The sequence below is a fragment of the Halorientalis brevis genome, from assembly GCF_042678165.1.
Classification (GTDB): Archaea; Halobacteriota; Halobacteria; order Halobacteriales; family Haloarculaceae; genus Halorientalis; species Halorientalis brevis.
Genome location: NZ_JBHUDJ010000014.1, coordinates 598,604 through 622,990, shown reverse-complemented (window position 1 = coordinate 622,990; position 24,387 = coordinate 598,604). Strand labels below are relative to the sequence as shown.

General features: G+C 64.6%; 30 protein-coding genes, 1 tRNA gene and 1 other RNA gene. 18 read left to right on the top strand and 14 right to left on the bottom strand.

Translation table 11 applies throughout. The features are described from left to right. Nucleotides 1-100: 100 nt before the first annotated feature. The 5 genes from ACFR9U_RS19705 to ACFR9U_RS19685 are packed head-to-tail and all read left to right on the top strand — an operon-like array spanning nt 101 to nt 3,751. Entirely contained in the window at nt 101-1,027 is a 927-nt protein-coding gene (locus tag ACFR9U_RS19705; protein WP_247378883.1) for an NAD-dependent epimerase/dehydratase family protein, read from the top strand. Between the two features lie 55 nt (nt 1,028-1,082). Further along, complete coding sequence (locus ACFR9U_RS19700; protein ID WP_247378881.1) at nt 1,083-1,847, top strand: DUF2797 domain-containing protein; 765 nt, start codon at nt 1,083-1,085, stop codon at nt 1,845-1,847. A gap of 60 nt (nt 1,848-1,907) precedes the next feature. Then, nucleotides 1,908-2,936 carry a DUF7490 domain-containing protein gene (locus ACFR9U_RS19695; RefSeq protein WP_247378879.1) on the top strand — a complete coding sequence of 343 codons (1,029 nt, stop codon included), beginning with the start codon at nt 1,908-1,910 and terminating at the stop codon, nt 2,934-2,936. Then, nucleotides 2,933-3,250: a hypothetical protein gene (locus tag ACFR9U_RS19690; protein WP_247378876.1), complete on the top strand. Its 318-nt coding sequence runs from the start codon at nt 2,933-2,935 to the stop codon at nt 3,248-3,250. Before ACFR9U_RS19695 ends, ACFR9U_RS19690 begins: the two co-directional genes overlap by 4 nt. Before the next feature lie 48 nt (nt 3,251-3,298). Further along, a complete protein-coding gene (locus ACFR9U_RS19685) occupies nt 3,299-3,751 on the top strand; it encodes a hypothetical protein (protein ID WP_247378873.1) in 453 nt (150 codons plus the stop codon). Between the two features lie 128 nt (nt 3,752-3,879). On the opposite strand, the gene ACFR9U_RS19680 is transcribed toward ACFR9U_RS19685, so the two are convergent. Genes ACFR9U_RS19680 through ACFR9U_RS19670 form a run of 3 tightly spaced genes read right to left on the bottom strand, consistent with a single transcriptional unit; the run spans nt 3,880 to nt 6,266 of the window. After that, nucleotides 3,880-4,017: a hypothetical protein gene (locus ACFR9U_RS19680; protein ID WP_247378870.1), complete on the bottom strand. Its 138-nt coding sequence runs from the start codon at nt 4,015-4,017 to the stop codon at nt 3,880-3,882. A gap of 52 nt (nt 4,018-4,069) precedes the next feature. After that, nucleotides 4,070-5,173 (bottom strand): glycosyltransferase, encoded by a 1,104-nt coding sequence (locus ACFR9U_RS19675; RefSeq protein WP_247378868.1) that lies wholly within the window; start codon nt 5,171-5,173, stop codon nt 4,070-4,072. Between the two features lie 28 nt (nt 5,174-5,201). Then, entirely contained in the window at nt 5,202-6,266 is a 1,065-nt protein-coding gene (locus ACFR9U_RS19670; RefSeq protein WP_247378866.1) for a glycosyltransferase family 4 protein, read from the bottom strand. A 93-nt stretch (nt 6,267-6,359) separates the two neighbouring features. On the opposite strand from ACFR9U_RS19670, the gene ACFR9U_RS19665 reads away from it, so the two are divergent. From ACFR9U_RS19665 to ACFR9U_RS19655, 3 genes are all read left to right on the top strand, one after another. Beyond that, nucleotides 6,360-6,644 carry a ribonuclease P protein component 4 gene (locus ACFR9U_RS19665; protein ID WP_247378864.1) on the top strand — a complete coding sequence of 95 codons (285 nt, stop codon included), beginning with the start codon at nt 6,360-6,362 and terminating at the stop codon, nt 6,642-6,644. Nucleotides 6,645-6,730: 86 nt separating this feature from the next. Next, nucleotides 6,731-6,979: a YhbY family RNA-binding protein gene (locus ACFR9U_RS19660; RefSeq protein ID WP_247378862.1), complete on the top strand. Its 249-nt coding sequence runs from the start codon at nt 6,731-6,733 to the stop codon at nt 6,977-6,979. Next, on the top strand, nt 6,979-7,881 hold the full coding sequence (locus ACFR9U_RS19655; RefSeq protein WP_247378860.1) for a mechanosensitive ion channel family protein: 903 nt from the start codon (nt 6,979-6,981) through the stop codon (nt 7,879-7,881). Before ACFR9U_RS19660 ends, ACFR9U_RS19655 begins: the two co-directional genes overlap by 1 nt. Before the next feature lie 297 nt (nt 7,882-8,178). Here ACFR9U_RS19655 and ACFR9U_RS19650 read toward each other — a convergent pair whose 3' ends face one another. Both ACFR9U_RS19650 and ACFR9U_RS19645 read right to left on the bottom strand, forming a co-directional pair. Further along, nucleotides 8,179-8,418, bottom strand: coding sequence for a hypothetical protein (locus tag ACFR9U_RS19650; protein WP_247378858.1), 240 nt, complete (start codon nt 8,416-8,418; stop codon nt 8,179-8,181). Nucleotides 8,419-8,523: 105 nt separating this feature from the next. Next, a complete protein-coding gene (locus ACFR9U_RS19645; RefSeq protein WP_247378855.1) occupies nt 8,524-8,724 on the bottom strand; it encodes a hypothetical protein in 201 nt (66 codons plus the stop codon). Between the two features lie 223 nt (nt 8,725-8,947). Here ACFR9U_RS19645 and ACFR9U_RS19640 point away from each other — a divergent pair, with 223 nt between their 5' ends. Both ACFR9U_RS19640 and ACFR9U_RS19635 read left to right on the top strand, forming a co-directional pair. Then, nucleotides 8,948-9,634, top strand: a complete 687-nt coding sequence (locus ACFR9U_RS19640; protein ID WP_247378853.1) for a helix-turn-helix domain-containing protein — start codon at nt 8,948-8,950, stop codon at nt 9,632-9,634. A gap of 128 nt (nt 9,635-9,762) precedes the next feature. Then, on the top strand, nt 9,763-10,065 hold the full coding sequence (locus tag ACFR9U_RS19635) for a DUF7344 domain-containing protein (RefSeq protein ID WP_379814985.1): 303 nt from the start codon (nt 9,763-9,765) through the stop codon (nt 10,063-10,065). A 269-nt stretch (nt 10,066-10,334) separates the two neighbouring features. On the opposite strand, the gene ffs is transcribed toward ACFR9U_RS19635, so the two are convergent. Then, an RNA gene (gene ffs, locus ACFR9U_RS19630) (signal recognition particle sRNA) lies at nt 10,335-10,652 on the bottom strand. A gap of 58 nt (nt 10,653-10,710) precedes the next feature. Further along, nucleotides 10,711-11,106 carry a DUF7548 family protein gene (locus ACFR9U_RS19625; RefSeq protein WP_247378849.1) on the bottom strand — a complete coding sequence of 132 codons (396 nt, stop codon included), beginning with the start codon at nt 11,104-11,106 and terminating at the stop codon, nt 10,711-10,713. Nucleotides 11,107-11,197: 91 nt separating this feature from the next. On the opposite strand from ACFR9U_RS19625, the gene ACFR9U_RS19620 reads away from it, so the two are divergent. After that, nucleotides 11,198-11,515 carry a DUF5798 family protein gene (locus ACFR9U_RS19620; protein WP_247378847.1) on the top strand — a complete coding sequence of 106 codons (318 nt, stop codon included), beginning with the start codon at nt 11,198-11,200 and terminating at the stop codon, nt 11,513-11,515. A gap of 37 nt (nt 11,516-11,552) precedes the next feature. Here ACFR9U_RS19620 and ACFR9U_RS19615 read toward each other — a convergent pair whose 3' ends face one another. The 3 genes from ACFR9U_RS19615 to ACFR9U_RS19605 form a co-directional block, all read right to left on the bottom strand. Beyond that, complete coding sequence (locus ACFR9U_RS19615; protein ID WP_247378844.1) at nt 11,553-11,963, bottom strand: CoA-binding protein; 411 nt, start codon at nt 11,961-11,963, stop codon at nt 11,553-11,555. 43 nt (nt 11,964-12,006) lie between these two features. Then, the gene (locus ACFR9U_RS19610; protein ID WP_247378841.1) at nt 12,007-12,642 is read right to left on the bottom strand and encodes an RAD55 family ATPase; all 636 of its coding nucleotides are present in this window, start codon (nt 12,640-12,642) and stop codon (nt 12,007-12,009) included. 165 nt (nt 12,643-12,807) lie between these two features. Then, nucleotides 12,808-13,653 (bottom strand): geranylgeranylglycerol-phosphate geranylgeranyltransferase, encoded by an 846-nt coding sequence (locus ACFR9U_RS19605; protein ID WP_247378839.1) that lies wholly within the window; start codon nt 13,651-13,653, stop codon nt 12,808-12,810. A gap of 137 nt (nt 13,654-13,790) precedes the next feature. Here ACFR9U_RS19605 and ACFR9U_RS19600 point away from each other — a divergent pair. From ACFR9U_RS19600 to ACFR9U_RS19590, 3 genes are all read left to right on the top strand, one after another. Beyond that, nucleotides 13,791-13,865 (top strand) — tRNA-Arg (locus ACFR9U_RS19600). A gap of 248 nt (nt 13,866-14,113) precedes the next feature. After that, on the top strand, nt 14,114-14,476 hold the full coding sequence (locus tag ACFR9U_RS19595; protein WP_247378837.1) for a winged helix-turn-helix domain-containing protein: 363 nt from the start codon (nt 14,114-14,116) through the stop codon (nt 14,474-14,476). Nucleotides 14,477-14,885: 409 nt separating this feature from the next. After that, nucleotides 14,886-15,935 carry a hypothetical protein gene (locus ACFR9U_RS19590; RefSeq protein ID WP_247378835.1) on the top strand — a complete coding sequence of 350 codons (1,050 nt, stop codon included), beginning with the start codon at nt 14,886-14,888 and terminating at the stop codon, nt 15,933-15,935. 273 nt (nt 15,936-16,208) lie between these two features. Here ACFR9U_RS19590 and ACFR9U_RS19585 read toward each other — a convergent pair whose 3' ends face one another. Beyond that, complete coding sequence (locus ACFR9U_RS19585; RefSeq protein WP_379814981.1) at nt 16,209-16,550, bottom strand: arsenate reductase/protein-tyrosine-phosphatase family protein; 342 nt, start codon at nt 16,548-16,550, stop codon at nt 16,209-16,211. Between the two features lie 306 nt (nt 16,551-16,856). Here ACFR9U_RS19585 and ACFR9U_RS19580 point away from each other — a divergent pair, with 306 nt between their 5' ends. Further along, a complete protein-coding gene (locus ACFR9U_RS19580) occupies nt 16,857-17,939 on the top strand; it encodes a CobW family GTP-binding protein (RefSeq protein ID WP_247378832.1) in 1,083 nt (360 codons plus the stop codon). 22 nt (nt 17,940-17,961) lie between these two features. Here ACFR9U_RS19580 and ACFR9U_RS19575 read toward each other — a convergent pair whose 3' ends face one another. Continuing rightward, nucleotides 17,962-18,117 (bottom strand): hypothetical protein, encoded by a 156-nt coding sequence (locus ACFR9U_RS19575; RefSeq protein ID WP_247378830.1) that lies wholly within the window; start codon nt 18,115-18,117, stop codon nt 17,962-17,964. 90 nt (nt 18,118-18,207) lie between these two features. Between ACFR9U_RS19575 and ACFR9U_RS19570 the strand changes: the two genes are divergently transcribed. After that, entirely contained in the window at nt 18,208-18,378 is a 171-nt protein-coding gene (locus ACFR9U_RS19570; RefSeq protein WP_247378828.1) for a hypothetical protein, read from the top strand. 37 nt (nt 18,379-18,415) lie between these two features. Here ACFR9U_RS19570 and ACFR9U_RS19565 read toward each other — a convergent pair whose 3' ends face one another. Further along, nucleotides 18,416-19,576, bottom strand: coding sequence for a glutathione-independent formaldehyde dehydrogenase (locus ACFR9U_RS19565; protein WP_247379044.1), 1,161 nt, complete (start codon nt 19,574-19,576; stop codon nt 18,416-18,418). Nucleotides 19,577-19,740: 164 nt separating this feature from the next. Between ACFR9U_RS19565 and ACFR9U_RS19560 the strand changes: the two genes are divergently transcribed. Then, nucleotides 19,741-21,519 (top strand): aldehyde ferredoxin oxidoreductase family protein, encoded by a 1,779-nt coding sequence (locus ACFR9U_RS19560; RefSeq protein ID WP_247378827.1) that lies wholly within the window; start codon nt 19,741-19,743, stop codon nt 21,517-21,519. A 14-nt stretch (nt 21,520-21,533) separates the two neighbouring features. Here the strand turns inward: ACFR9U_RS19560 and ACFR9U_RS19555 are convergent, their stop codons facing one another. After that, nucleotides 21,534-22,115, bottom strand: coding sequence for a hypothetical protein (locus tag ACFR9U_RS19555; protein WP_247378826.1), 582 nt, complete (start codon nt 22,113-22,115; stop codon nt 21,534-21,536). A 154-nt stretch (nt 22,116-22,269) separates the two neighbouring features. Between ACFR9U_RS19555 and fdhF the strand changes: the two genes are divergently transcribed. After that, nucleotides 22,270-24,387 (top strand): formate dehydrogenase subunit alpha, encoded by a 2,118-nt coding sequence (gene fdhF / locus ACFR9U_RS19550; RefSeq protein WP_247378825.1) that lies wholly within the window; start codon nt 22,270-22,272, stop codon nt 24,385-24,387.

Below are 24,387 nucleotides of genomic sequence, written 5' to 3'. Positions count from 1 at the left end.
GCGACTTCCGTTCGAGCGCAGACGGATCGTCAGTCAGGGATCGGTCGGTGATGTCGGCCGACTTCCAAAAGCACTTGGCAAGTGCCGTCCGAGCACAGGCATGGATCTCTCTGGAAAGCGGCTGCTGGTGACGGGGGGCGCAGGGTTCGTGGGGTCGCACCTCTGTGACCGACTCGTCGCGGACAACGAGGTGCGTGTGGTCGACGACCTGTCGAACGGTGATCCGGCGTGGTTGCCGGACGACGTCGAACTCGTCGAGGGCGATCTCACCGACGAGTCCGTCGCCGCCGAAGCCATCACCGCGGATCTCGACATGGTGTTTCACTTCGCCGCCGACAAGAACGCCGCCCGCGACGACGTCGCGCAGTACCGGCTCAACAACCGCCTGACCGAGAACGTCCTCGAACGGATGGACGAGGTCGGCGTCGACAACATCGCCTTCACTTCCTCGTCGACTGTCTACGGGGAAGCGCCGCGCCCGACGCCTGAGGACTTCGCGCCGCTCGAGCCGATCAGTATCTACGGCGCGAGCAAACTCGGCGAAGAGAGCCTCATCTCCGTCTACGCGAAGAGCCACGACATGACCGCGTGGGTGTACCGCTTCGCCAACATCGTCGGCCCCCGCCTCCAGAAGGGCGCGGTCATCCCGGACTTCATCCACAAGCTCCGGGACGATCCCGAGAGCCTGGAAATCCTCGGCGACGGCCGCCAGGAAAAGTCCTACCTCCACATCGACGAGTGCATCGACGCGATGTGTCACGTCGTGGAACACGCCGAGAAGGACTTCAACGTGTACAACCTCGGAACGCGGACGACCACGTCGGTCACCACCATCGCCGACATCGTCGCCGACGAGATGGGCCTCGATCCGGCGTACGAGTTCACCGGCGGCGACCGCGGGTGGGTGGGCGACGTGCCCCGGATGCGCCTCTCGATCGAGAAGTTGGCCGCGCTCGGCTGGGAACCCGCCCAGTCCAGCGACGACGCGGTGCGCCAGGCCGTCCGCGAACTGCTGGACGAACACTGAGAGCAGCCGTCGCTGGACGGAAGTGATTTTTAGGGCCGGTCTCGTAGCCCTCGGCGTGCAAATCGTCGGGTACGACACCGGTGCTGGCGACGACGAGGGCGATCCCGCGCTCTTGCTCTCGACTGACGAGGGCCTCGACCGCCAGGTCCTCACGCCGGGAACTGAACTCGCCTCCACCCTGGACGAGCGTCACTGTGCCGGCTCGATCCAGGACGGCCGCCACGAGGCCTGTGCCAACGACGGGGCGCCCTACTGCGACGAACACACCAGCCGGTGGGCCTGTGCCCGGTGCGTCGGCACCTGTGATCTCCCGCTGCCGTCCTGTCGGGAGGAACACGCCGTCTACCTGGCGGCCTTCGCTCCGGCGACGTTCAAGGTGGGCGTCACGCGCTCCTGGCGACTCGAAACCCGCCTGCGCGAGCAGGGGGCCGACAGAGCGGCCCACGTTCACACCGTCAAAGACGGCCGGGTCGCCCGACAACTCGAGGCCGAGATCGCCATGGACCTCGTCGACCGGGTCCGGGTGCCGACGAAGATCGACGGGCTCCACCGCCAGGTCGACGCAGAGGCCTGGCAGGGCCTGCTGGCCGACTTCGACGTCATCGACCGGTTCGACTTCGAGTACGGACTGCGCCTCTCGGACCGCCCGGTCGAGGAGACGCTGTTGACCGGCACGGTCCGAGGCACGCAGGGTCGCGTGCTCGTGCTCGACAATGGCGGCAGCACCTACGCCGTGGACATGCGCGACCTCGTGGGCTACGAATGCACCGAGGGGAGCACTGATCGCGACCTCCAGTCCAGCCTCGGCGCGTTCGGCTAGCCGGCCGAACGTGGCAATTCTCACACAAGACACATATACGACGATTTCGTCGGTCAGGTCGTGCAACGAGAATGGCCGCTCGTCGGCGGGTTCGTCGCCGTCGTTCTGATCGCCCTGCTGGTCGCGAGCGTCGTTCCCGGCGTCATCGCCGAGCCGGAGACCGACGACCGCGACGCCCTCCAGCTCCAGGACATGGCGGTTTCCCACGGCGCGGTCAGCGGTGAGACGGTGCCGCTGTCGGTCGAAGCGCGCGTCCAGCATAGCGGCGGTCCGTCCGAGAACGTGACGGTGTTTTTCAGAGCCGTGGGCCGTCAGTCGGGACTGGTCGAGACGACTCGAACCGTCGACGTCGGTCGGCTCGCGGACGACCGCGAAGTCCCCGTCACCGCGAATCTCACCGTCGACCGCACCGGTGGCTATCGAATCGACACCGTCGTCTACCGGGACGGTGAGCGGCGCTCCTCGGGGTCGACGTCCGTCGAGGGCGTCGGCAATCTGGTCCCGCGCTACGCCGAAACGAACGTCGCGTTCCACGAGTTCGCCGGCGGCTCGAACGCCCTGCCGGTCATCGAGTACGCCATCGACTCGACGACCGACAGTGAGACGACGCTGAACGTCTCGACGTATCTCACCAACGGCGGTGATTCGCCGTCCGGTGACATGCGACTCGTCCTGAAAGCCCGGCAAGCCGACTCGAACATCCTCGCCGCGGAGAAAGTCGTCCGTGCCGGTCAGATCCCGGCGGGCTCGACGGCCACCCCCCACGCCACGCTGACTGTCCCCGCGAACTACAACTACTACCTCGACGCCGTCCTCTGGAAGGGCGACGTCATCGTCGCGACGGCGCGGTCGGCGGCCAATCTCGATCCCTCCGAGACGATCGCCGTCAATCAGACCCGGCGGGAAGTCGGGCTGGCAGTCGGGGACTTCCAGCGCAACACCGGCGGACCCGATAGCTCCCCTGACGAGTACGGCGAGACGCCGACACCCGAAAGCTCCGGCAGCGGACCTGGATTCGGTCCCGGTCTGGCGCTCGTCGGCCTCCTGGGCGGACTGTTCCTCCTCGCCCGACGAGGTGATGATCGATGACCGACGCTGACTCCGAACCCATGGCAAACTCCGATCCAGATTCGACCGACGACGACCAGTCTCAGTTCCCCGACCCCGGCGACGGTGGTCTCGTGGGCGAAGACGCGACTCGCTACCTCTACTGGGGCGCGTTCGCCACGTTGCTCCTCCTCGCGTTGACCGCGACGGTTCGGTTCTACCTCTCGGCGTCGAACGCGATCGGCATCTGGGTCGCTCCCGATTTCGTCCCCGTCTTCCAGGCCGCGTTCAACCTCGCCGTCGTCCTCGGCTGTGCGGTCGGGCTCTCTGTGCTCGTCCGTCGGATGGCGACGTGACCAGCAGACACGACAACCCTTTTCAGATGGCATCGCCAACCCGTTCCCATGGCAGACGACGACTCTCCAGACGCCGACACCGAGGCCGAAGCAGACAGCGGCAGCGAGGAATCGGAATCCGAGGGGAAGTCCTTCCGCGAGCGCGTCGAGGAAATCCGTCAGCAGCGCGCCGAAGAAGGCGAGGGCGACGACGCCGAGCGCTCCCGCGAGGAGCGCCTCGAAGAGATGATGGGCGGTGGCGGTGGCCCCGGCGGCATGGGCGGCGGCAACCCCTTCGCACAGATGATGGGCGGCATGATGGGTGGCGGTGGCGGCCCCGGCGGCATGGGTCCGGGCGGCCCCGGCGGCATGAGTCCGGGCGGTCCCGGTGGCGAAGGCCGCGGCCGCGAGGAGTCCAGCGGTAGCAGCGAAGAGATGGTCCGCGAAGTGCGCAAACTCCGCGACGAGGTCCACGACGTCCGACGGACCCTCGAACGGATCGCCGAAGCGCTCGAAAACTAACTGTTCTCCGGAGGCGTTCGCCTTCGTTACGCGAGTACCGTTATCCCCTGTAGTCACCCGTTTTCCTGGCCTGGCGCACGCTAAACTCGGCTACGTACGGCTGGCGAAGTCGGCCGGTCAGTGTGGCTTCAGTACTGAATTTCCGTGCAGCGTTCGGAGTCGTATCTGTCGCGACTCGTGTTCGCGGCGTGGGGCAGTCCCGCGACCAGGAGGACGAACGCGAGTGCGACGCTGAACCCGATTTGACGCATGGAGGGCGTTGCCATTGGCTATCTATGGTGTCGAATCAGCTACAAACAACTGTTAGGTAGCTGTCACTCACAACAGCATGTCGTACACGTCGTCGAGAACGTCGACGGCGTGTTCGACGCTGATCTGCTCGCGGCGGTCCAGGCAGTTCTCCCGGAGGGTCTCGCGTTCGGCGATCGTGCGTTCGATGACGTCGGCGAAGGCGTCGGCGTCTCCGGGCGGTGCCCGGTAGCCCGTGACGCCGGTGTCGACCGTGTCCGAGAGCGCTCCGGCGTCGACGGCGGCGATCGGCGTGCCGCAGGCGTTGGCCTCCAGCGCGACCAGTCCCTGGGTTTCGACTGGGCTCGGGAACGCGAAGGCGTCGAGCGACGAGTAGAACGCGGGCATGTCCTCGCGGTCGAGGAAGCCGAGGAACCGAACGTCGGCGTCCGAGTCGGCCGCCAACTCCTCCAGGTGGTCCCGCGCCGGGCCGTCCCCGCCGAAGACGACCGTGACGTCCATCCCGTCGGTCGCCTCGACGATGAGATCGAGTTGCTTCTCGTAGCCGTGGCGGCCGGTGTAGCCGACGAGTGGCTTGCCCGTGTTCAGGTCGTTCTCCCGCCGGAACTGCTCGGTGTCGACCGGAGCGAACGTGTCTGTGTCGACGCCGTTCGGGACGACTTCGATCGGCGTCCGGACCCCCATCTCGCGGAGGTGGTGGCGAGCGGGTTCGCTCGGGACGACGACCATCTCCGCGCGGTTCATGTACCACCGTTCGTACGCCTTCGCTGCCTTCTCGACCGGCGGCCGGAGCCATCCCTCGGCGATGTAGTCGGCGTACTCGGCGGTCGGCGTGTGATACGACGCGACCAGCGGGACGTTGTGCGTGCGGGCGTAGTGGAGGCCAGCCAGTCCCATGACGAACGGCGTGTGCGTGTGGACGAGGTCCGGGTCTGCACCGTTGATCTCCTCGGGAATCGACGGCAGCGCGGCGTGGTACCCGTCGTAGAACGGAAAGGAGACGGAGCGGACGGGAAACTCGTTGGGAGCCGGGTCGTAGTCGTCGGCGCCGGGATAGACGACCGGCATCGAGCCACCGCGGTCCTCCCACCGACCGCGCCAGGTCTTGACGGTGTACGTGACGCCGTTGACCGTCGGCAGATACGTGTCGGTGAAGACGGCAACGGTGGGCATCGTTGTCCCCCTGTTTTCGGACCGGGGCTTAATGCGTTGCGTTGTCATCACTGAGTTCCCGATAGATGTTCGCCAGTCGGTTGCCGACCCGCTCGAGCCCGTGTTCCTCAGCGGTCGCCCGTGCGTTTTTCCCGAGTCGCTCCCGCAGGTCGGGGTTCGCGGCCAGTTCTTCGAGGGCGTCCCGGAACTCGTCTCTCGTCTCGCACTTCAGGCAGTCCTCGCCGTGCGTGTAGAACTCCTCGAACACCGGAATGTCACGCAGGACGACCGCCTTCTCGCAGGCCATCGCTTCCAGGACGGCGATGCCCTGGTTTTCGGCTTTCGTCGGGAACAAGTACACGTCGCCCGCGCCGAACGCGCCCCGAATGTCGTCGACCCAGCCGGTGAACGTCACGTTCTCGGGCGGGTTCTGCGTCCACTTGCGAACGGTCTTCGAGGCGTGTGGCCCCGAGTCGTACGGACCGAACCAGGCGAACTCGTAGTCGGTCTCCTGGGCGAGCCGGCAGAACGTCGTCAGCCCCTTGCGCTCGAAGACGTTCCCGACGGCGAACACGACCATTCCCTCCAGGTCGAACCGCTCGCGGTACTCCTCGCGGAGGTCCTCGTAGCCCTCCAGTGATTCGAGGTCGACGCCGTTGCTGATGGGGCGAATCGGCGCGTCCACGGGGTAGGATTCGATCGTGCGTTTCGTGTACTCGCTGGGGCAGAGGACGAGGTCTGCCTGGGAGTAGAACCACCGGAGATAGTGCCCGAGCGGGCCGGCCAGATAGTTCGATCCCCGGAAACTCTCCGCGAAGTCCTCCTTGGTGACGTGGGAGTGGAGCACCAGCGGGACGTCGTTGCGGCGCGCGTACTGGGCAACTGCGACCGTGCCGGGACCGATCATGTTGCAGTGGGCGACGTCGAAGTCGGCCACCGGGCAGTCGCCGGCGAGCGCGGCACTGAGGCCGTCGCCGGGGCTCCCGCCGGCCCAGGGCGAGGTGAGCACCTCGATGTCGGTTTCGGCGAGTGCGGCACGTTGCTGGTCGACCGACGTGCCGATGCCGCTCCGGTCGAGTTGCGATTCGAGTTCGAGGTAGTTGAGCGCGCGCACAGGCGGGGCGAGACCCCCTCGGGGGAAAATCCTACCGGAACGCCCGAGCGCAACCTATACTGGCCTGCGCCTCGGAGCCAGATACACCCTGCCATGCCCAGCGAGGAGACCATCGCGGCCGAGCGGATCGAGCGCCTCCAGGAGCGTGCACGCGAGGCCACCATCGACGACAAACTCGACCGCTCCCGCGAGTACGTGCGCCGCGCCCGCCGGGTCGCAGAGCGCAACCGACTCTCGCTCCCCCGCGAGTTCAAGCGCTTCACCTGTGACCGCTGTGACGCGTACCTCGTCCCGGGAACGAACGCTCGGGTCCGCACGCAGGACGGCCACGTCGTGATCACCTGTGACTGTGGGGCACACACTCGGTATCCGTACTGACTGGCCGCACCTCGCGACTTGCTGCCGTGCCTCCCAAACCAGTTGGGACAGCCTTTAACGGCCCCGCCACATCACGTCTCTACAAGATGACCGATCAGAACCGCCGCCAGCGGATTCACGAACTCGACGTGACCGTCTGGGTGGGCAAGAACGGTATCGACGCAGTCGTCGACGAACTCTCCGACCAGCTCGCCGAACGGAACCTCGTGAAGGTGAAGTTCCTCCGCGCGTCCCGGGGCGGGACCACGACCGAGGAACTGGCCGAAGACCTCGCCGAGGCCGTCAACGCGGACCTCGTCAGGACCCGGGGGCACACGGCGGTGCTAGAGCGGTAATGGTCCCGCTCCAGACCGGGTCGACAGTAGTCGCCGAACTCCTCACCCGAGCTGGAGTCCCCGGCGAGTTCGCCGGCGCCATCGGGTCGGCGATCACGTTCGTCGTCTCCTTTTTCGCCCTGTACTTCGTCGGCCGGCTCACCGTCAGTCCGCTGATCAGTCGCGTCCTGAACGGCCGCGGACTCGACGCCCACGCGCGGAAACCGCTCGTCAAGATCACGCGCATCCTCATCGTCTTTGTCGCAGTGTCTGTCGCTTTCGCACTCGCCGGGTACGGCGACTTCTTGCAGTCGCTCGCGACCGTCGCGGCGGCGGCCACGCTGGCCATCGGCTTCGCCATGCAGGACGTCATCGCCAACTTCGTCGCCGGCGTGTTCATCTTCACGGACAGGCCGTTCCGCATCGGCGACTGGATCGAGTGGGACGACCAGTCCGGCGTCGTCGAGGACATCAGCCTCCGGGTCACCCGCGTGCGCACGTTCGACAACGAACTCCTGACCGTGCCGAACTCCGTGCTCACCGATGGCGTCATCAAGAACCCCGTCGCCAAGGAGCAACTCCGTCTCAAGTTCGTCTTCGGCATCGGCTACGACGACGACATCGACAGAGCCACCGAGATCATCGTCGAGGAAGCCGAGGCCCACGACGAGATCATGGAGGACCCCGCGCCGTCCGTGCGCCTGGTCGAACTCGGCGACTCCTCGGTCGGCCTGCAGTCCCGTATCTGGATCGACAACCCGTCGCGCGGTGACTTCGTCAAGACCCGCGGCGAGTACGTCCAGGCGGTCAAGGAGCGCTTCGACGCCGAAGACATCAACATGCCGTATCCCAACCGGACCATCGGCGGCGGCCTCGAACTCTCGAACGTGGACGCGCTCGCAGAGCCGGCGGCCGACGACTGATCTCTTTCACGTCCTCGGTCACTGCCCGACCTGGGCGTCACCCTGAGCAAACCCTGTTCCCACGACATTGAGAGCGCGTCAGAACTTCTCCTGCCGGCGTTTAACGGTTCTAAGCCGGATTCAACCGCACGGGTGTACTGCCTCCCGCTCGGCGCTCGGCAAACGGACGGCCGAAAAATCTGCTCAATGCGTGTGCCCACTGACCGCTATGAATTCTATCAGAGGTGAATACTGGTGTGAGCTGGTTGCTGAATACAGAGCGCGTATCCTGCAGAGAACCAATACTATAGCGTCCGTTCACCCTTCAAATTCTTCGTCCTGAGACTCGTATATCAACGTCAATCTACCGGACGTTGGCCTTCGCGCAGCATCGCGGATCGTCTCGAACTGCGCCAACATCTCCGTCGAATCGTTCGACCCCTCGCGTCGCGTCCGGGATTCCTCTCGGAGCGAATCGTACAGACGGTTCATCAGGCGCTTGACGGCGTACGCGTCCGTTTTCGAATCGATATCGAAGACGGCCGTATACTCATCCATGCTCAGAATAGGATCGCCAACTGAATAACGGTTGTCCGAAAACTCGCGGCGGCGTCCGCGAGAGTCCCTGGCCCCGTTGATATCACCCCCGGCTCGCAGTTATCGCTATTCGTCTTCGTCGTCGAAATCCTTCGCCAGTTCGACGATCTCTACTTCCCAGTCGTGTGTCGATCCTCGCGTTCGAAACTCCCAGGCACCGCGGACGTCCACGTCAGCCTTGATGGCCTTCTCGACTGCCTCGGCGAGTACAGCTTCGAACTCGGCAGCACTGGAGATCGAAACGTCATGAAATTGATCGCGTGTCATGGTGAATGGGCCACGATCCTCAACCCGAAGATATGGGGGCTAAGCCACGACCACATCAACACCACCAGGGTCACACTTCGCGCAGGGCATTCGGTCCAGTAATTTAGAGGGGTGCCACGACCATATGTCTGCCGTTCTGCATGGTACACCATGCTGCCTAGTCGGGGATGGTACACCAGGCCAGCCATATTTACCCGTCTCGGACCCGACTTTCTAGCAAGGAATGGCCGTCATCGCGCATCTTCGGATCCCAGCCAGCTCGTTCGAGCTCGGTCGGATCCTCGAATTGGAAGTCGGTGGGACGATCGAGCTCGAAAACATGGTCCCGCTGGGTGAGAAAGCCGTCCCGTTTTTCTCGGTGAGCGACGAGGTCCGCGAATCGTTCGAGGAAAACGTCGAGAATCATCCGTCGGTCGACCGCATTATCGAGATGACGCGACACGACGGCGAGCGACTGTATTCACTGGACTGGAACGTGGCCCGCGACGTCTTCTTTCAGGGCATCATCGAACTCGAAGGACAGCTTCTGAGCGCCACCGGAACGACCGACACGTGGGAATTCGAGATTCGGTTTCCAACCCACGAGACGCTCAGTGGATTTCAAGAATACTGCTCGAACGCCCACGTCCCCCTCGAAGTCGGACGCGTGTACAATCCCGTTCGGCCGGGGACTGGTATGTGGTACGGGGTGACAAAAGCCCAGCGTGAAACGCTCATACGCGCTGTCCACGGTGGCTACTACTCGATCCCGCGACGGATGTCAACGCAGGATCTGGCCGATGATCTTGACATCTCGGATCAGGCCGTGACAGAGCGACTACGCCGTGCGATCGAGACACTCACTGAAAACACGCTCATCATGATGGAAGAGGAACTCACGGAGGAGTTCGAGCCAACCCAGGAATCCTGATCGTCTCAACAGCCCGCCTCGAAAGGGGCGTGCAGATCACCGCCACGGGTGCGATTGATTAGCGACATTGTCTACCATGCACCGAAGGGAACCGGGTGGGGAACCTCTGTACGCATGTGAGAGCTAGAATGGGGTTTGATCAAGTTGCAGATGCACTCCGGGACCAAGCGCGGCGGCATATACTTGTGTTATTACTGGATCACAATCCCGTGAAACTATCAGCAGTCGTCGCGAAGAACGATCCTCGAGAGGACGAGAAACTAGAGGTTCAGCTCATCCACACCCATCTTCCAAGACTCGACGACATGGACTACATTGGGTGGAACAGGGACCACGGAACGATCGTAAAGGGGTCAAACTGGGAAGAAATCGAACCGGTGGTTCGATTACTCCGCAACAATAGGGAACAGATCCCTCCCGACACGTTCTAACGCTCTCAAAAGAGATCGCGCGTACTCTGCGGACTACACGCTCTGTCTCTCGCACGCCTTTCTTGCCAGATGAGGTGGATATTGGCGACCAGCGTTCGCAATCACCAGCCTGTACTGTGCACCGGCGTCCGCGCGACCGCAGGGAGCGCGGTCCACCGGACGTGAGGCCGCAGGCCGAGCGTCCGGGACGCTTTTGTACTACATTTTTGCAAATAGGGTATCGCAGCGAGTGTTACCGAGCGAGGATACCCCTATTGCAGTAAAATTTCAGATGAATGCGGACCCCGGGTTTGCCCGGCGTTCGGACGTGGGTAAGCCCGCGCACCTCCTCCACCCCGCGACCCTACGAGCGACGGGTGTCCAGGGATCCGTTGCTCGCTTCCGCGCCTGGCGGGTTGTCCCCGGCTAACCGCGATGGGCCGCCCCTGCAGGCGAACCATCGGGGACCGCCGCCCCCGCAGGACGAGGCTTCGAAGTTGGCTTGCGGGGCCCACGCCCGTCTGACCGGACGCCCCCGAGCTTCGGTCCCCGCTAAAGACCATAACGCGGGTTGTGAGCAGGGCCTAACTGCCCGACCTAGTCCATCCGATCATACTTCGGAGCCACTTAAGGGCCTTTCGGAACCGGGAGCGCCCCGTCCCTCACTTACAGGACCCCGAGAGCGCGACTGAACCAGGCCGCACTGGCCGGTACGGCTGCCGCAACGGCCGTGACCACCCAGCGATGGTTCGACGTGATCGCGACTGTATCGACGCGCACCGTCAGTGCCCAGGCGAGAGCGATGATCGCGATGAACGTCCCGAGCGCCAGTGCGACGCCGGCAGCGAGTTCGGGATCGGTCCGTCCCTCGCGGCCTGCGGCGAAGACGATGATCGTGATGAGTGCGAACAGTCCCGCCAGGAGCGGATTGATCGCCCCGGACGCGTAATACGCGCTCACGCCCGTGGTCGAATCGGTTAGCACGTACGGCGCACCCAACGCGATCAGGAACCCGACTGAAGCGACGACGCCGACGAGCGGCGCGACCCGAAGATCGTCCATACCTCGGTCTGTGGCCCCACCGGACTTAATCGCGGCGTTCTCGCCGACCAGCAGCCGAAACGGCCACAATCCTCCACGCAGAATGACCGGTATGGTCGGACTCGGCGACACGAAAAAGAAGATTCAGAAGATAGTCGACTCGGCGGAGAAAACGTACGCGAAACTGAACGAACTACGCGAACAGGTCGAGGACCTCCGAGCGAAGGTCGACAAGACTAGCGAGTCGGTCGACCGCATGGACCACGAACTCGACGAACAGCGCGCCCTGCTCGAAGCACTCGCAGCCGAGGAAGGGATCGACGTCGACCAGGTCCTCGCGGACGCCGCGATCGAAGAGGCCGACGCGGACGAGTCGGCGACCGAAGCGAGCGACGCCGCCGGTGGCACTGCGGCCGAACCCGAGGACTAACCTCTCGAGCGCGAACGGAGCGGCCGTTCGGCTCCTTTCAGCCCTTCAGCCGTCGGTGCTCCACCTTGAGACACTTGTCCTGGACGACGCGACGACCGGCAGCCTCGGCCCGCGCGGCCGCCTCGTCGTCGCTGATCCCGAGCTGGGTCCAGATGGCCTCGACGTCGTCCCGTTGCAGCGACTCGTCGACGATGCCGGCGACTTCCTCGCTCGGCCGAAAGACGTCGACCAGCTCGATCTCCTCGTCCACTGCGGCCAGCGAGTCGTACGCGGTCCGTCCAAGAATCTCGTCGGCGAAAGGATTCACCGGCACGATCTCGTAGCCGTGGTCCTGCATGTAGCGAGGGATCTCGTGTGCGTCCTTTCCCGGCGTTGACGAACACCCGACGACGGCGATCGGGTCCAGATCGAGTATCGCGCTGAGCTCGGCGTCGTTGTCGACGGGCATGGCTACTCGGAGTCGTCCCCGGGAGAAAAGACTACTGCCGGACTCAGGGGCCGACGGCGCTCGTGTCGACGCCGGGCAGTTGCAGTGAGACGTTCCGATCCTCGTCGGTCCGCACGACGCCGTCGTACAACTGCTTGAGCGTGTTCATCGTCTCTTCGTCGTGTGCCGTGGACTCGATGACGTGAATGCCGATGGCGTCAGCGTTCTCGATGCGGCTCGTGAACACGTGCATGAACCGGAAGACGGTCTGGAGGTTCGAGTACAGCAACAGCGTCGAGAGCGAATCCAGCATCACGCGATTCTTCGTGACGTTGCGGTCGCGGTAGAACTCCTCGACGAACTCGGAGAACTTGATCCCGATTCCCGTCATGTCCACCGGTGACGACGCGTATTTCACGACCTCGGAGTCCCGGACGGACTGCCCCTGGTGTTTCGTCACGCAGTCGACGATTCCGAGGTTCGCCGCCTCTGGATCGCTCAGAATCGACCGAAAGTCCTCCTGAATCCGTTTCGAGTTGTCTCTGGTCGTGACGATGAGTGACCCCTCTCCCGCTTTCGATCCCCGTTCGAGTGCTCGCATCGCCAGCTCGCGCTTGCCAGTCAGCGGCGGGCCAGCGACGAGGAGGTTAGTGCCGGGGTCTACCGTCGCGTCTCCGAAATCCGAACCCAATTCGTACATGGAAAGTCCTCACTGAAGGAATCCGACCCCGCGGATACCGTCCCCTCTCGCGGTCGAATTATCTCTACACTCATGTGCCTCAGCCACACATATATGCTTTCGTGTCGACCCTGCCCGTGACCGCCCCCGTTTCGGCCGCCTGCCGGGCGATTCCGGACTCCCTGCTCACGCCAGCGCTGCGGCCCGGCCCACGATGAACGCCAGTGCTGCGAGGAACATCCCGTACTTGAGGTGCGACTGGCCAGCCGTCGGATCGGAAAACCCCTCGTAGCCGGCGTACAGCATGACCGCGTCGGCCGGGAGAACTACCACGAGGTACGACAGCCCGAACGTCCCGGTTAGATACGGCACTGGACTCGCGACCGCCGCGACGGCTACCATGCCCGCGGCCAACTGGAGGGCTCGCCGTTCGCCGATCGCGATCGGGAGTGTGTTCAGCCCTTCCTCCCGGTCGCCCTCCACGTCCTCGACGTCCTTGATGATCTCCCGGGCGAGCGTCGACAGCGCAGCGAGCACGAACAGCACGATCGTCGGCTCGACGTTGTCCACTGCAGCTCCACCGAACAGGAACGTGCTCCCGCCCAGATACGCGACCAGTGCGTTCCCGACGCCGGGTAATCCTTTGAACAACTCCGTGTAGGTGATCAACGCGAGGAGATTGACCACGGCGATCGCGATCGCCAACGGTGGGAGCAACGCGAGTGCGAGTACGACCGCCGTCAGAAACAGGCCGATGCTAAACCACAGGCACGCTCGCGGTGAGACGGCGCCGCGTGGGATCGGCCGTTCAGGATTGTTGATGCGGTCGATCTCGCGGTCGAAGTAATCGTTGATGGCGTTCCCAGCCCCCGTCGCGAGGATCGTCGCCCCGACTGCGGCGACCACCGCACCGACCGGAAACCCCTGGTCTGCGGCGACGAACGAGCCGATGAACGTCAGCACGCCAGCCGCAATCGAGTTCACTGGACGGGTTAGCTCGACCAGCCCGCGACCACGCTCGACCGTCCCCATGCGTGGATACTGCCAGGTGCGTGTGATAAAGTACCCGATACGATTCACTGGCCGGGTTGGCCACCGCCACGACAGGTACCAGCATAGTTGGTGAGAACCGAGGCGTTTAACACTGCACACCGAATAGCCCGCACCGAGGGCGCTTAGCTCAGTCTGGACAGAGTACTTGGCTTCGGACCAAGCTGTCGCGGGTTCAAATCCTGCAGCGCCCATGTTTCTGCCACGAGCCGAACGGCGAGTGGCGAAACTGGGACAAAGGATTTGAATCAGGGAGCGGCTTCGCCGCGACCGTGGTTCACAATCCTGCAGCGCCCATGGTTGTTCTACCCGCACGAAGGCGGCGTATTGTATCCTCTTTCCAGAGTCCCGCCCGTTTAGCGGCTGAACGAACCCACGATCTTGGTCTCGATGCTCTACAGTGAGGACAACGGCTTAGTACATCCAATACATTGTGATACACATGCCTATCAGTGCGGATCACTTCGAGAACATCGATACCGAGGGCGATGAGCCGACACCAGGGACGAACGCGCACGAAATTCTCTCGTTTCTCGAACAGCACCCTGACCAGGCATTCACACAGAGCGAGATCGCTGACGAGACAGATGTCACCCGTGGCTCGGTCGGTCCAACCCTCGTCCGACTCCGGGAGTCTGGACGGGTTGACCACCGAGGCAAGTACTGGCGGATCAGCGATCACGCCCGGAGTCTCGACCATGCGGCTGATCACGCCGATGCTGTCGCTGCCAGCTACGAGGAGGAGTCGTTCGACTACGACGAGTGGCAGGCCCACGCGGTTGATCCACGGGAAGACCGTGAGTAGGAGCGCCTTCCAGAAGGGCGATGTCTTCTGGGCACCAGACCCGTTCAGACAGGGCTCGAATCCACGATTGTGGCTTGTGCTAGCCGCTGATTCGCTTCCGTATCAGGGGCAGGAATACATCTGTGCTGCACTGACGACGAGTGACTTGCCGGCCAATTATGCAGTCGGCTCTGAATGGATCACCGGCCGCAACCCACAGAAGACCTCGTATTGCTCACCGTGGGTAGTGGCGACGATCAAAGACCGTGCAGTCGTCAACGCGCAGGGCGAAATCACCACTGGATTCACTGACAGAATGATCACTGAATGTACGGAATATCTCGATCCGTGACTGCCGTCTGACCATCCTCATTACTGGTCTGAAACCTCCGAATTCCGCAGCTTCACGGCTGCAAGGTCGATTCGTTCGATGGTCGAACAAGAGCCTGCAGCACCCATTTCGTCCGGAACGATTCGAATCCACAGCTGCTTCTGCAGGCTCGGCGTAGAAACCACGACCTGGGCCAAACAGGTATCTGCGAAGACCGTACGACGAGGGTCCGGCTGCTGGACCCGCGTGCTCCCACCGATAACGGTGAATCGTCGACCGCGGTTCGGAATCGGACTGCCGACGCCGATTCTAGTACTGTTGGCTGTGCTGTTGTTGCTGGCCGCGCTGGCCCTGACTCTGATCGACGAACTGGCCGGTCTGTGGGTCACGGGCCTGCTGCTCGGCCTTTTCGTGCATCTGCTGGCGGAACTGCTGGGTGTGGCGTTCGTCCGCAGCGCCCTGGTCAGCGCCGCGTCCCTGTTTACCCGGCCAACCGCCGTGCATCTGCCCCTGATGCTGTTGGCCCTGCCCCTGCTGGCCCTGGAACTGGGGCTGCTGAGACTGCTGGCGGTGCTGTTGTGTCTGGACGTACTGTTGGCCTCGCTGCTGAGACTGCTGCGGTTGCTGATACTGTTGCTGGGGCTGCTGCTGGCCCTGATGCTGCTGATACTGTTGCTGGGGCTGCTGTTGCTGTCGTTGTTGGTGCTGTTGCTGGACCTGTCCACGCTGCTGTCCCTGCTGACCGTACTGTTGCTGTCGGCCGTGCTGTTGTTGCTGGCCGCGCTGGCCCTGGCTCTGATCGACGAACTGGCCGGTCTGTGGATCACGGGCCTGCTGCTCGGCCTTTTCGTGCATCTGCTGGCGGAACTGCTGGGAGTGGCGTTCGTCCGCAGCGCCCTGGTCAGCGCCGCGACCCTGTTTACTCGGCCAACCGCTGTGCATCTGCCCCTGATGCTGTTGGCCCTGCTGTTGTCCGTACTGCTGGGACTGCTGGCCGTGCTGTGCGTGCTCTTGACCCCGGTTTTGATCGTGATGTGGCATGGGAATCGCGAAACTGTGTCGTCGGGATGGTTTGCGAACGACGCGTCCGACGGCGGTCGTTGTCACTTGAGTCGGAAGCCGGCATGGCCTGCTGTTGCAAGGCTGTGACCGCCTGTTCGCGTCGCTTGAGACAATTTGCAAGCCGTTCGTGGGTTGGATTTCGTCGGCCTCCCGGTTCAGACGGTGGCTTCGTGCTCGATCGTTCGGTCGCCGCGGTCCGCCAATCGCTCCTGCCCGAACAGCGCGTCGGACGAGCCGATCTGGCGTGGTCAGCGGAGCCAGGAGAGCGGCGGAACGCGGGACGGCTGCCGTGATTCTACGTCCGCGGGCTGATCGCTCGTGAACGGTCCTGCCAGCGAGTCGCGGGCGAGGGACGGGAGTTCACAGGCGAGCGCGCCGACTTTGCAGAGGAACGGTTCGGGATCGTCCAGATCGAGATAGTCGAACTGCGGCTCCGAGACGACCGATCCCTCGATCGCGGAGTCGGGTCCGAAACAGCCGCTCGGCCAGGGGACTCCGGCAGATGTTCCCGTGGCAGAGCACGAGAACCTGGGACGAGCCAGACAGCTGCGCCAGCGCGTGTTCCGGGTCCTGGACGGTCGGCGTGCGTCCCATTCCGAGCGCGACTCGATGCAGGGCGACGCTCATCCGTTTCCGTCCCAGTCCGGCGTATCGATGGACGTCCGGGAGACTCTCGGTCAGCCGCTCGACGTTGGTGTTCATGGCTCCACTGTCGAACTAGTGCCTGTCACCGCCCGATCGCTGGGCGCTTGGCGCGTGGTACAGCCGAGTGATAGCTGAAGGTCACTGAGGTTCACCGTGGCGGTGGCTCACGGAGGATCAGCATTGTTAGCCGGTAAATTTTCGGATGAAAGCCCGTCTTAGCCGAAATAAGCGAGTGATGTCCTCCGAAACTGCGTCCGTCTGAATCCCGCTTTGCTACCGGCTCCGTTCTGGCCGGGCGGGGACGTGACGAGGTGTCGAGAGGTGGCCCCGTGGGACTTGTCTCTCGAGGCCGTATCACACGGCATGGGACGCGAACCGACCCATCAGGACGGGGTACCGATCACGGTGATCTGCGGGCCGCTGGGTGCGGGGAAGACGACGCTCGTGAACCGGCTCCTCGACGCGCCTGCGGGGCGGACCCTCGCAGTCGTCGTCAACGACATGGGCCAGGTGAACGTGGACGCGGAACGCATCGCAAACGAGGGCGGGGACGTCGTGGACCTCTCGAACGGATGCGTCTGCTGCCGGCTCCAGGACGACCTCCGCGAGCAAGTCCAGTCGCTGGCTGAGACCAGGGAACTCGACGCCATCGTCGTGGAGGCCTCCGGCATCAGCGAGCCGGTCCCCATCGCACAGACGCTCACCGGGGCCACCACAGACGAGCCGCCGGCCGGGGTCGCCCTGGACACGACGGTGTCGGTGATCGACGCCTACGGGTTCTGGAAGGCCTTCGACGAGGACGAACACCTCCCGGCGAGCGCGCCAGATCCCGCGCGGCCGCTCACCGACGTCCTCGTGGACGCGATCGAGTTCTGTGACGTCCTCCTGTTGAACAAGTGCGACATGGTTCCCGACGAGGTTCGTGACGACCTCGAAAGCGTCATTCGGACGCTTCAGCCGCGGGCGACGATCCACCGGACGACGTACTGCGACGTCGAGACGGATGCCGTCGTCGACACAGGGCTGTTCGACTACGAGGTCGGCCGTCGACAACAGGGGTGGAAGCGAGCGCTCGCGGGCGAGCACGACCACGAGAGCGCGGCCGAAACCCACGGCGTCGAGTCCATCGTCTACGAGCGGGCGCGCCCGTTCCACCCCGAGCGGCTGGACGCGTGGCTGGACGACTGGGACGGCGCCATCGTTCGGGCCAAGGGATTCGCGTGGGTCACGAGTCGCCCCGACGAAGTCATCGGTGTGAGTCAGGCGGGCCCGTCTGTCCAGGCCGGCCCGATCGGCGAGTGGGGCGACGACGATCCCGCGACGCGACTCGTGTTCATCGGCACGGACCTCGACGAAGAGCGAATCCGGTCGGAACTCGACGCGTGTCTGGTCAGCGGTGCGGACGACGAGTGGACTCGCGACCCGTTCCCGAGAGAAGCGGACTGAGTCGCGTGGGCCGACCGCTCGCTCAGTCGATGCCGACCTGTTCGCGCAGATCCGCCCAGGACTCGTGGAAGCCGTAGGTGCCCGCAGACCCGGAACTAACTGATCGTTGATACACGTCGTCGTACTGGAGCAACTGCGTCCACCCGTCGTGGAACGTGTACGAACAGTACTGGCACATGCCCGTACGTACCGCGGGAGCGGCGATAACAGTTCGGCCACCTCGCCCGGGTCGACATCTTCATATGCCTGACCTATCGAGACGTGTGCAATGCACGGACGCCACTGTGCCCGGCGGGGTCGCCAGCGAAGCGAGGGGCCGCTCACTGGCCGCTGTGAACACTGCGAGTGGTACGCGATCGAGCGCTCGCACGCCGCGATGGTCAAGTCCTACCAGGACCATCTTCGCGAGGAACACCCGGACGCCTGGGTCCGCGCCTGAAAGAAAGCGACGCCGGGGCCCGCCGAGTAGGGCCGGCTTACGGTTCGAGGAGCACCTTCACGACGCCTTCTTCGCGGTTGTCGAACCGCTCGTACATCTCGGGGGCTTCCTCGATGTCGACGCGGTGAGTCACGACGAAACTCGGGTCGGCGCGTCCCTGGACGATGAGGTCCCGCAGGTAGCGGTTGTAGTCTTTGACGTTACACTGCCCGGTGCCGAGTTTTAGCCCCTTCTCGAACAGTTTCCCGAAGTCGATGCCGAGCCGACCCTGCGCAGCCATCTCGTCCGGTGCGCCCGGGTCCGACGGGACGTACAGCCCGGGGATGCCGAGTTCGCCGGTCGGGCGAACCGTCTTGATGAGGTCGTTGAGGACGATCGCGGGATTCTCGCGGGCCGGGTCGTACGCGTCGTCTGTCGGCTTCGTGTCGGGGTCGATCGCCTGATAGCCGACCGCGTCGACGCCCTTGTCGACGCCGCCGCCGTGCTGGTCTTTGATCTGTTCGACTGGATCGGCTTCCTCGAAGTTTATCGGCGTCGCGTTGCAGTGGTCTTCGGCCATCTCGAGTCGGCTCTCGACGCGATCGACGACGTATATCTCCGACGCGCCCTTGATGTCGGCGCTGTAGGCTGCCATCAGGCCGACCGGCCCGGCGCCGTAGATCGCGATCGACTCGCCGGGCTGGAGGTTCGCCAGCTCCGTCCCGTGCCAGCCCGTCGGGAAGATGTCGGCGAGCAGTGCAAAGGAGTCCTCGTGTTCATCGCCCGGCGGGAGTTTCAGCGCGTTGAAGTCCGCGTACGGGATACGGAGCTTCTCGGCCTGGCCGCCCTTGTACGGCCCCATCGCGACGTAGCCGTACGCACCGCCCGCAAAGCCCGGATTGACGTTCGTACAGAACCCGGTGTATCCCTCTTCACAGTTCTGGCAGAACCCACACGCGACGTTGAACGGGGCGACGACGCGGTCGCCCTCCTCCAAGGTGCTGACTCCCTCACCGACCTCGCTGACGGTTCCCATGTTCTCGTGACCGAAGACGATCCCGGGCTCGGCTGCCGTCCGCCCCTCGTACATGTGCAGGTCCGAGCCACAGATCGCCGTCGTCGTGATGTCGATGACGACGTCGTTCGGGTGTTGGATCTCCGGTTCGTCTACTTCTTCGACCGCAACGTCTTTCTCGCCCTGATAGACGACTGCTTCCATTGACATATGGTATCAACCCATCTAGTCCCCTCCACGCTCGGCGGCATGTTCTTAACTGATTAATTGTTACATATAACTCGGCGAGCAGGTCGGCCGGGGCGCCGAACTGCAAGGATTCCGACCTGAGACATCCTTTTGCCTGCCAATGCAGTGAGTGTGGGTAGATGGCCCACGCCACACCGTCCCGTCTCCTGCGCGTCGACCTCGGGGCACGGACCTGCGAGAGTGAACGCGTCCCTGCGGAGTGGCGACGGCGCTTCGTCGGCGGCAAGGGACTCGGCGCGCGCTACCTCTACGAGGCGGTGAACGCGGGCACCGATCCGCTAGGGCCGACCAACGCGTTGCTGTTCATGCGCGGACCGCTGACGGGGTATCTACCGGGCGAGCAGCGGTTCGCGGCGATCACGAAGTCCCCACTGACCGGCACCTTCCTCGACTCGTACGCTGGTGGCTCGTTTCCCGGGGCACTGGCGGGCGCACTCGGCGACCACGTCGGCGTCCTGGTGACCGGCGACGCGTCGGACCCGGTGACGCTCGTCGTCGAAGACGGCCGCGCTCGCATCGAGACGGCGGGTGCGCTGTGGGGGAGCGACACCAGTGAGACCTGTGTCGCGTTCCCCGACGCGGCGGTGGCGTGTATCGGACCAGCGGGCGAACACCGGGTTCGATACGCGACCATCGCCACTGACGGCGGCGACCACCACGCGGGTCGCGGCGGAGCCGGCGCCGTGATGGGGAGCAAGAAACTGAAGGCCGTCGTCGCGCGCGGTGAGCCGCCGACGGGCCATTCGGACCGTCGCCGCGCCGCAGCCGAGCGGTTCGCCGCCGACGCCGTCGGCCGCTGGCAGGCCGCGAGCGAGACCCTCGAATCGGCCGAGTTCGCCGACGCGATCGGCGCACTCGCGACGCGTGGCTGGCAGGACGATCACTTCGAGGGAACGGCGGACATCGGCATCGAAGCCGTTCGCGAGGCGGCGACTGGCCGGGAACGCGACGACGAGCAGGTTCCCGGCGGCTTCCGGATCGAAACGGACGAGGGCGAGAGCGTGCCCCGCGGCGCGACCCAGATGACCCTCGGCGCCACGCTCGGCGTGGACGAGTTCGACGCCGTCGTGACCCTCGGCGACACCTGTGACCGACTCGGCGTCGACGTCATCAGCGCGGGGAACGCCGTGGCGTGGGCGATCCTCGCCAGCGAGGACGGACTGCTCGACCGCGACCTCTCGTTCGGTGACGCGGCGGCCGCCCGCGACCTCCTCGACGAGATCGCGACGCGCCGGACCGCCCTCGGCGACGCGCTCGCCCGCGGCGTCGACGAAGCCGCCGCCGAACTCGGGGCCACCGACAGGATTCCCACAGTGAAGGGGATGGAGGTCCCGTCGTACGATCCGCGGCGAGCGGCCAGCATGGCGCTCGCGTACGCGACGAGCGACCGCGGCGCCTGTCACCGGCGCAGTCGACCGATCGAACGCGAACCGCTCGACTCCGAGGCGTGGTCTCCCGACCGGGCCGCACAGGCCGTGATCGCCGAACAGAACACGCGGTCGGTGCTCTGGAGTCTGGTCGCCGACGACTTCCTGGGTGCCGTCCTCGACGATCTGGGCGAGGCGTGGCTCCGGGCGGTCGGCGCGCCGGTCCCCGATGACCTGTCGCTCGTCGGCGAGCGCGTCTGGAACCTCACGCGGCTGTTCAACGTTCGCGAGGGGTTCGCCCGAGCGGACGACGAACTCCCGCCGCGCTTCACTGAACCGGCCGGTACCGAGTCGAGCGACGGCCCCGTGGTCGACCCTGACGCCTTCGAGCGAATGCTCGACGCGTACTACGACGCCCGTGGCTGGGACGCAGCTGGGTTGCCGACGGCCGACACGCTGGCCCGCCTCGATCTCCTCGACGTCGTCGACGACGAGACGCCCATCGGCACTACCGCGACCGAGTCGTCGTGACCCGGCGATCGAACTCAGGCCTTCCACAGCCGCCAGAGAGCCATGTACAGCGTCCACAGGTCGCAGTCGAAGCGGTCCGCCAGGTCGCGACAGCAGTCGAGATACGTGACGTACTCCGCCGCCGTCGGGGGATCGGGATACGGGTCCGAGAGGGCACCTGCGTCCCGGAGAACCGTCCACTCGCGCTCGCCGACGACGACGTACGCCTCGGGATCGATGAACATGAGAAACCCGGTGGCGATGGGTACGTCGACCCCGGACAGATCGGTCAACCGCTCGACCTTCGCCTCCGGATCGACCGTCGAGACGGCGTCTGCGATGGCCTGGTGGATGGTCTCGTAGTCGTTCTCACCGAACTCCGCCTCGACGGCCTGTCGCTTGGCGTGGGAGAACTCGCCCAGGAACCGGCGGTAGTACCACATGACGACCCACTCGGCGTCCCGGAAGCCGAAGTCGCCCGCGGCGAACATCGACGGGAAGATGTCGATGGCTTCCTGTTCGACCGAGAAGAGCGGCTCTTCCCGACGGTACTCTTCGGCGTTGGTCTCGACGACCGAGCGGGTCAGGTCCATCCCGCGTAGCCTGTCGTCCCCCATCGCCCTGTGTTTTGCGTCGACCGCGAGGCGTCGTTGTCCGCGAGACGGATGTCCGCGCCGGAACTTCTCCCTGTGTGGTAAAAACACTCATGCAGGTGCAGCGGCTTTTGTTGCATACGTATCGCGGAATCAGTCCGCCCTCTGGGATCAACACATGTCTGAACAAGAACAAGAGCCAGTCAAGACGATCTGTCCGTACTGTGGCGTCGGCTGTGGCATCCAGGTCAAGCCCGGTGACGAGCCCGGTGACATGCGATTCATGCCGTGGGGCGATGCCCCGGTCAACGAGGGTCGCATCTGTATCAAGGGCGGTGCGGCCACGGAAGTCGTCGATCACGAGGACAGACTCACGGAACCGCTCATCAAGGAAAACGGAGAGTTCCGCGAGGCGTCGTGGGAGGAAGCCCTCTCGCGAATCGTCGACGAACTCGAACGGATTCGCGAGGAACACGGCCCGGACGCGATGGGCTTTTACGGTTCCTCGAAGGTGATGAACGAGGAGAACTACCTCCTCCAGAAGCTCGCCCGTCGCTACGGCACGAACAACGTCGACAACTGCACCCGGATGTGTCACGCTTCGACCGTGTGGGCGCTCCGCCGGAGTCTCGGTGCCGGGGCGATGACCAACAGCATGGAGGACCTGGGTGCGAAAGCCGACGTGTTCTGGATACAGGGAGCCAATCCCGCCGAACAGCACCCGATCGCCAACAGCCAGTACTTCCGACAGGCGGTCATCGACGGTGCGACCGTCATCCAGGTCGACCCCCACGCCAACAAGACCACGAAGTCGTTCGACATCGAGGGGACCGACCGCCACATGCACCTCCAGCTAGAGCCCGGGACCGACATCCCGCTGCTCAACGTCGTCCTCAAGACGATCCTGGAGAACGACTGGGTCGACGAGGAGTTCGTCCGACAGCGCACGAAAGGGTTCGGAGACCTCGAAGAGACGCTCGACGATTTCGACAAGGAAGCAGCCGCGGAAACCTGTCGCGTCCCCCTAGAAGACATCGAGGAAGCCGCCGAGAAGTACGCCACGGCCGAGAACGCGGCCATCTTCACCGGAATGGGGATGAGCCAGCACAGTTGCGGCGTCGACAACGTCCAGAACGAGATCAACCTCGCACTCGTCACCGGGAACCTCGGCCGACCGGGGACGGGCGTCAACCCGCTCCGCGGTCAGAACAACGTCCAGGGGACCTGCGACGTGGGCGCGATGCCGAACGTCCTGCCGGGCTACCAGAACGTCGACGACGACGCGGCCCGCAGCGCCGTCGAGGAGGTGTGGGGATTCGACGTCCCGCCCGAACCCGGACTGACGAACGTCGAGATCTCGATGGAAGCCGGCGAGTCCGTCCACGGGCTGTACGTCATGGGCGAGAACCCCGTGATGAGCGAGCCCGACGCGAACGAGGTCGCCGAGCGCCTGGAGCGACTGGAGTTCATGGTCGTCCAGGACATCTTCATGACCGAGACGGCCACGTTCGCCGACGTGATCTTGCCGGCGACCACCTGGGCCGAACGGGGCGGCACCGTCACCAACACCGACCGCCGCGTCCAGCGGATGCGCCCCGTCGAGAAAGTTCACGAGAACACCCGCCACGACCTCGACATCCTCGCGGAGGTCGGGACTCGACTCTTCGGGGAGGACGGCGGCTTCGACTTCTCGGACCCCGAAGACGTCTTCGAGGAACTCCGGCAGGTCTGTCCCAGCTACCACGGGATGACCTACGACCTGCTGGGCGAGGAGGGCATCCACTGGCCCTGCTACGAGCCCGGCGACGAGGGCGATCCGTTCCTCTACGAGGACGAGTTCACCACGTCAGACGGCCTGGGGTACGTCGAGGGCGTGCGCCACCAGCCGCCCGCCGAAGTGCCCGACGAGGAGTACCCGCTCATCCTGACGACGGCGCGGCTCATCGAGCACTACAACACGGGGACGATGAGCCGGCGCTCGCCGACGCTCAACCGCCAGACGCCCGAGAACTTCGTCGACATCCACCCGAACGACGCAGAGCGCTACGGCATCGAGGACGAGGACGACGTGATCATCAAGTCCCGCCGCGGCGAGATCACTGTCGTCGCGAACGTCACCGAGGACATCAAGGAGGGCGTCATCTGGACCACGCCTCACTTCGCCGCCGCCTCGGCCAACCGTCTCACCAACGACGTCCTCGACGAACGCGCGAAGATCCCGGAGTACAAAGCCGCAGCCGCGGAGATCGAGGTCAGCGTCGAATCGGCTGACTCGGCCGCCGCCGACGACGACTGA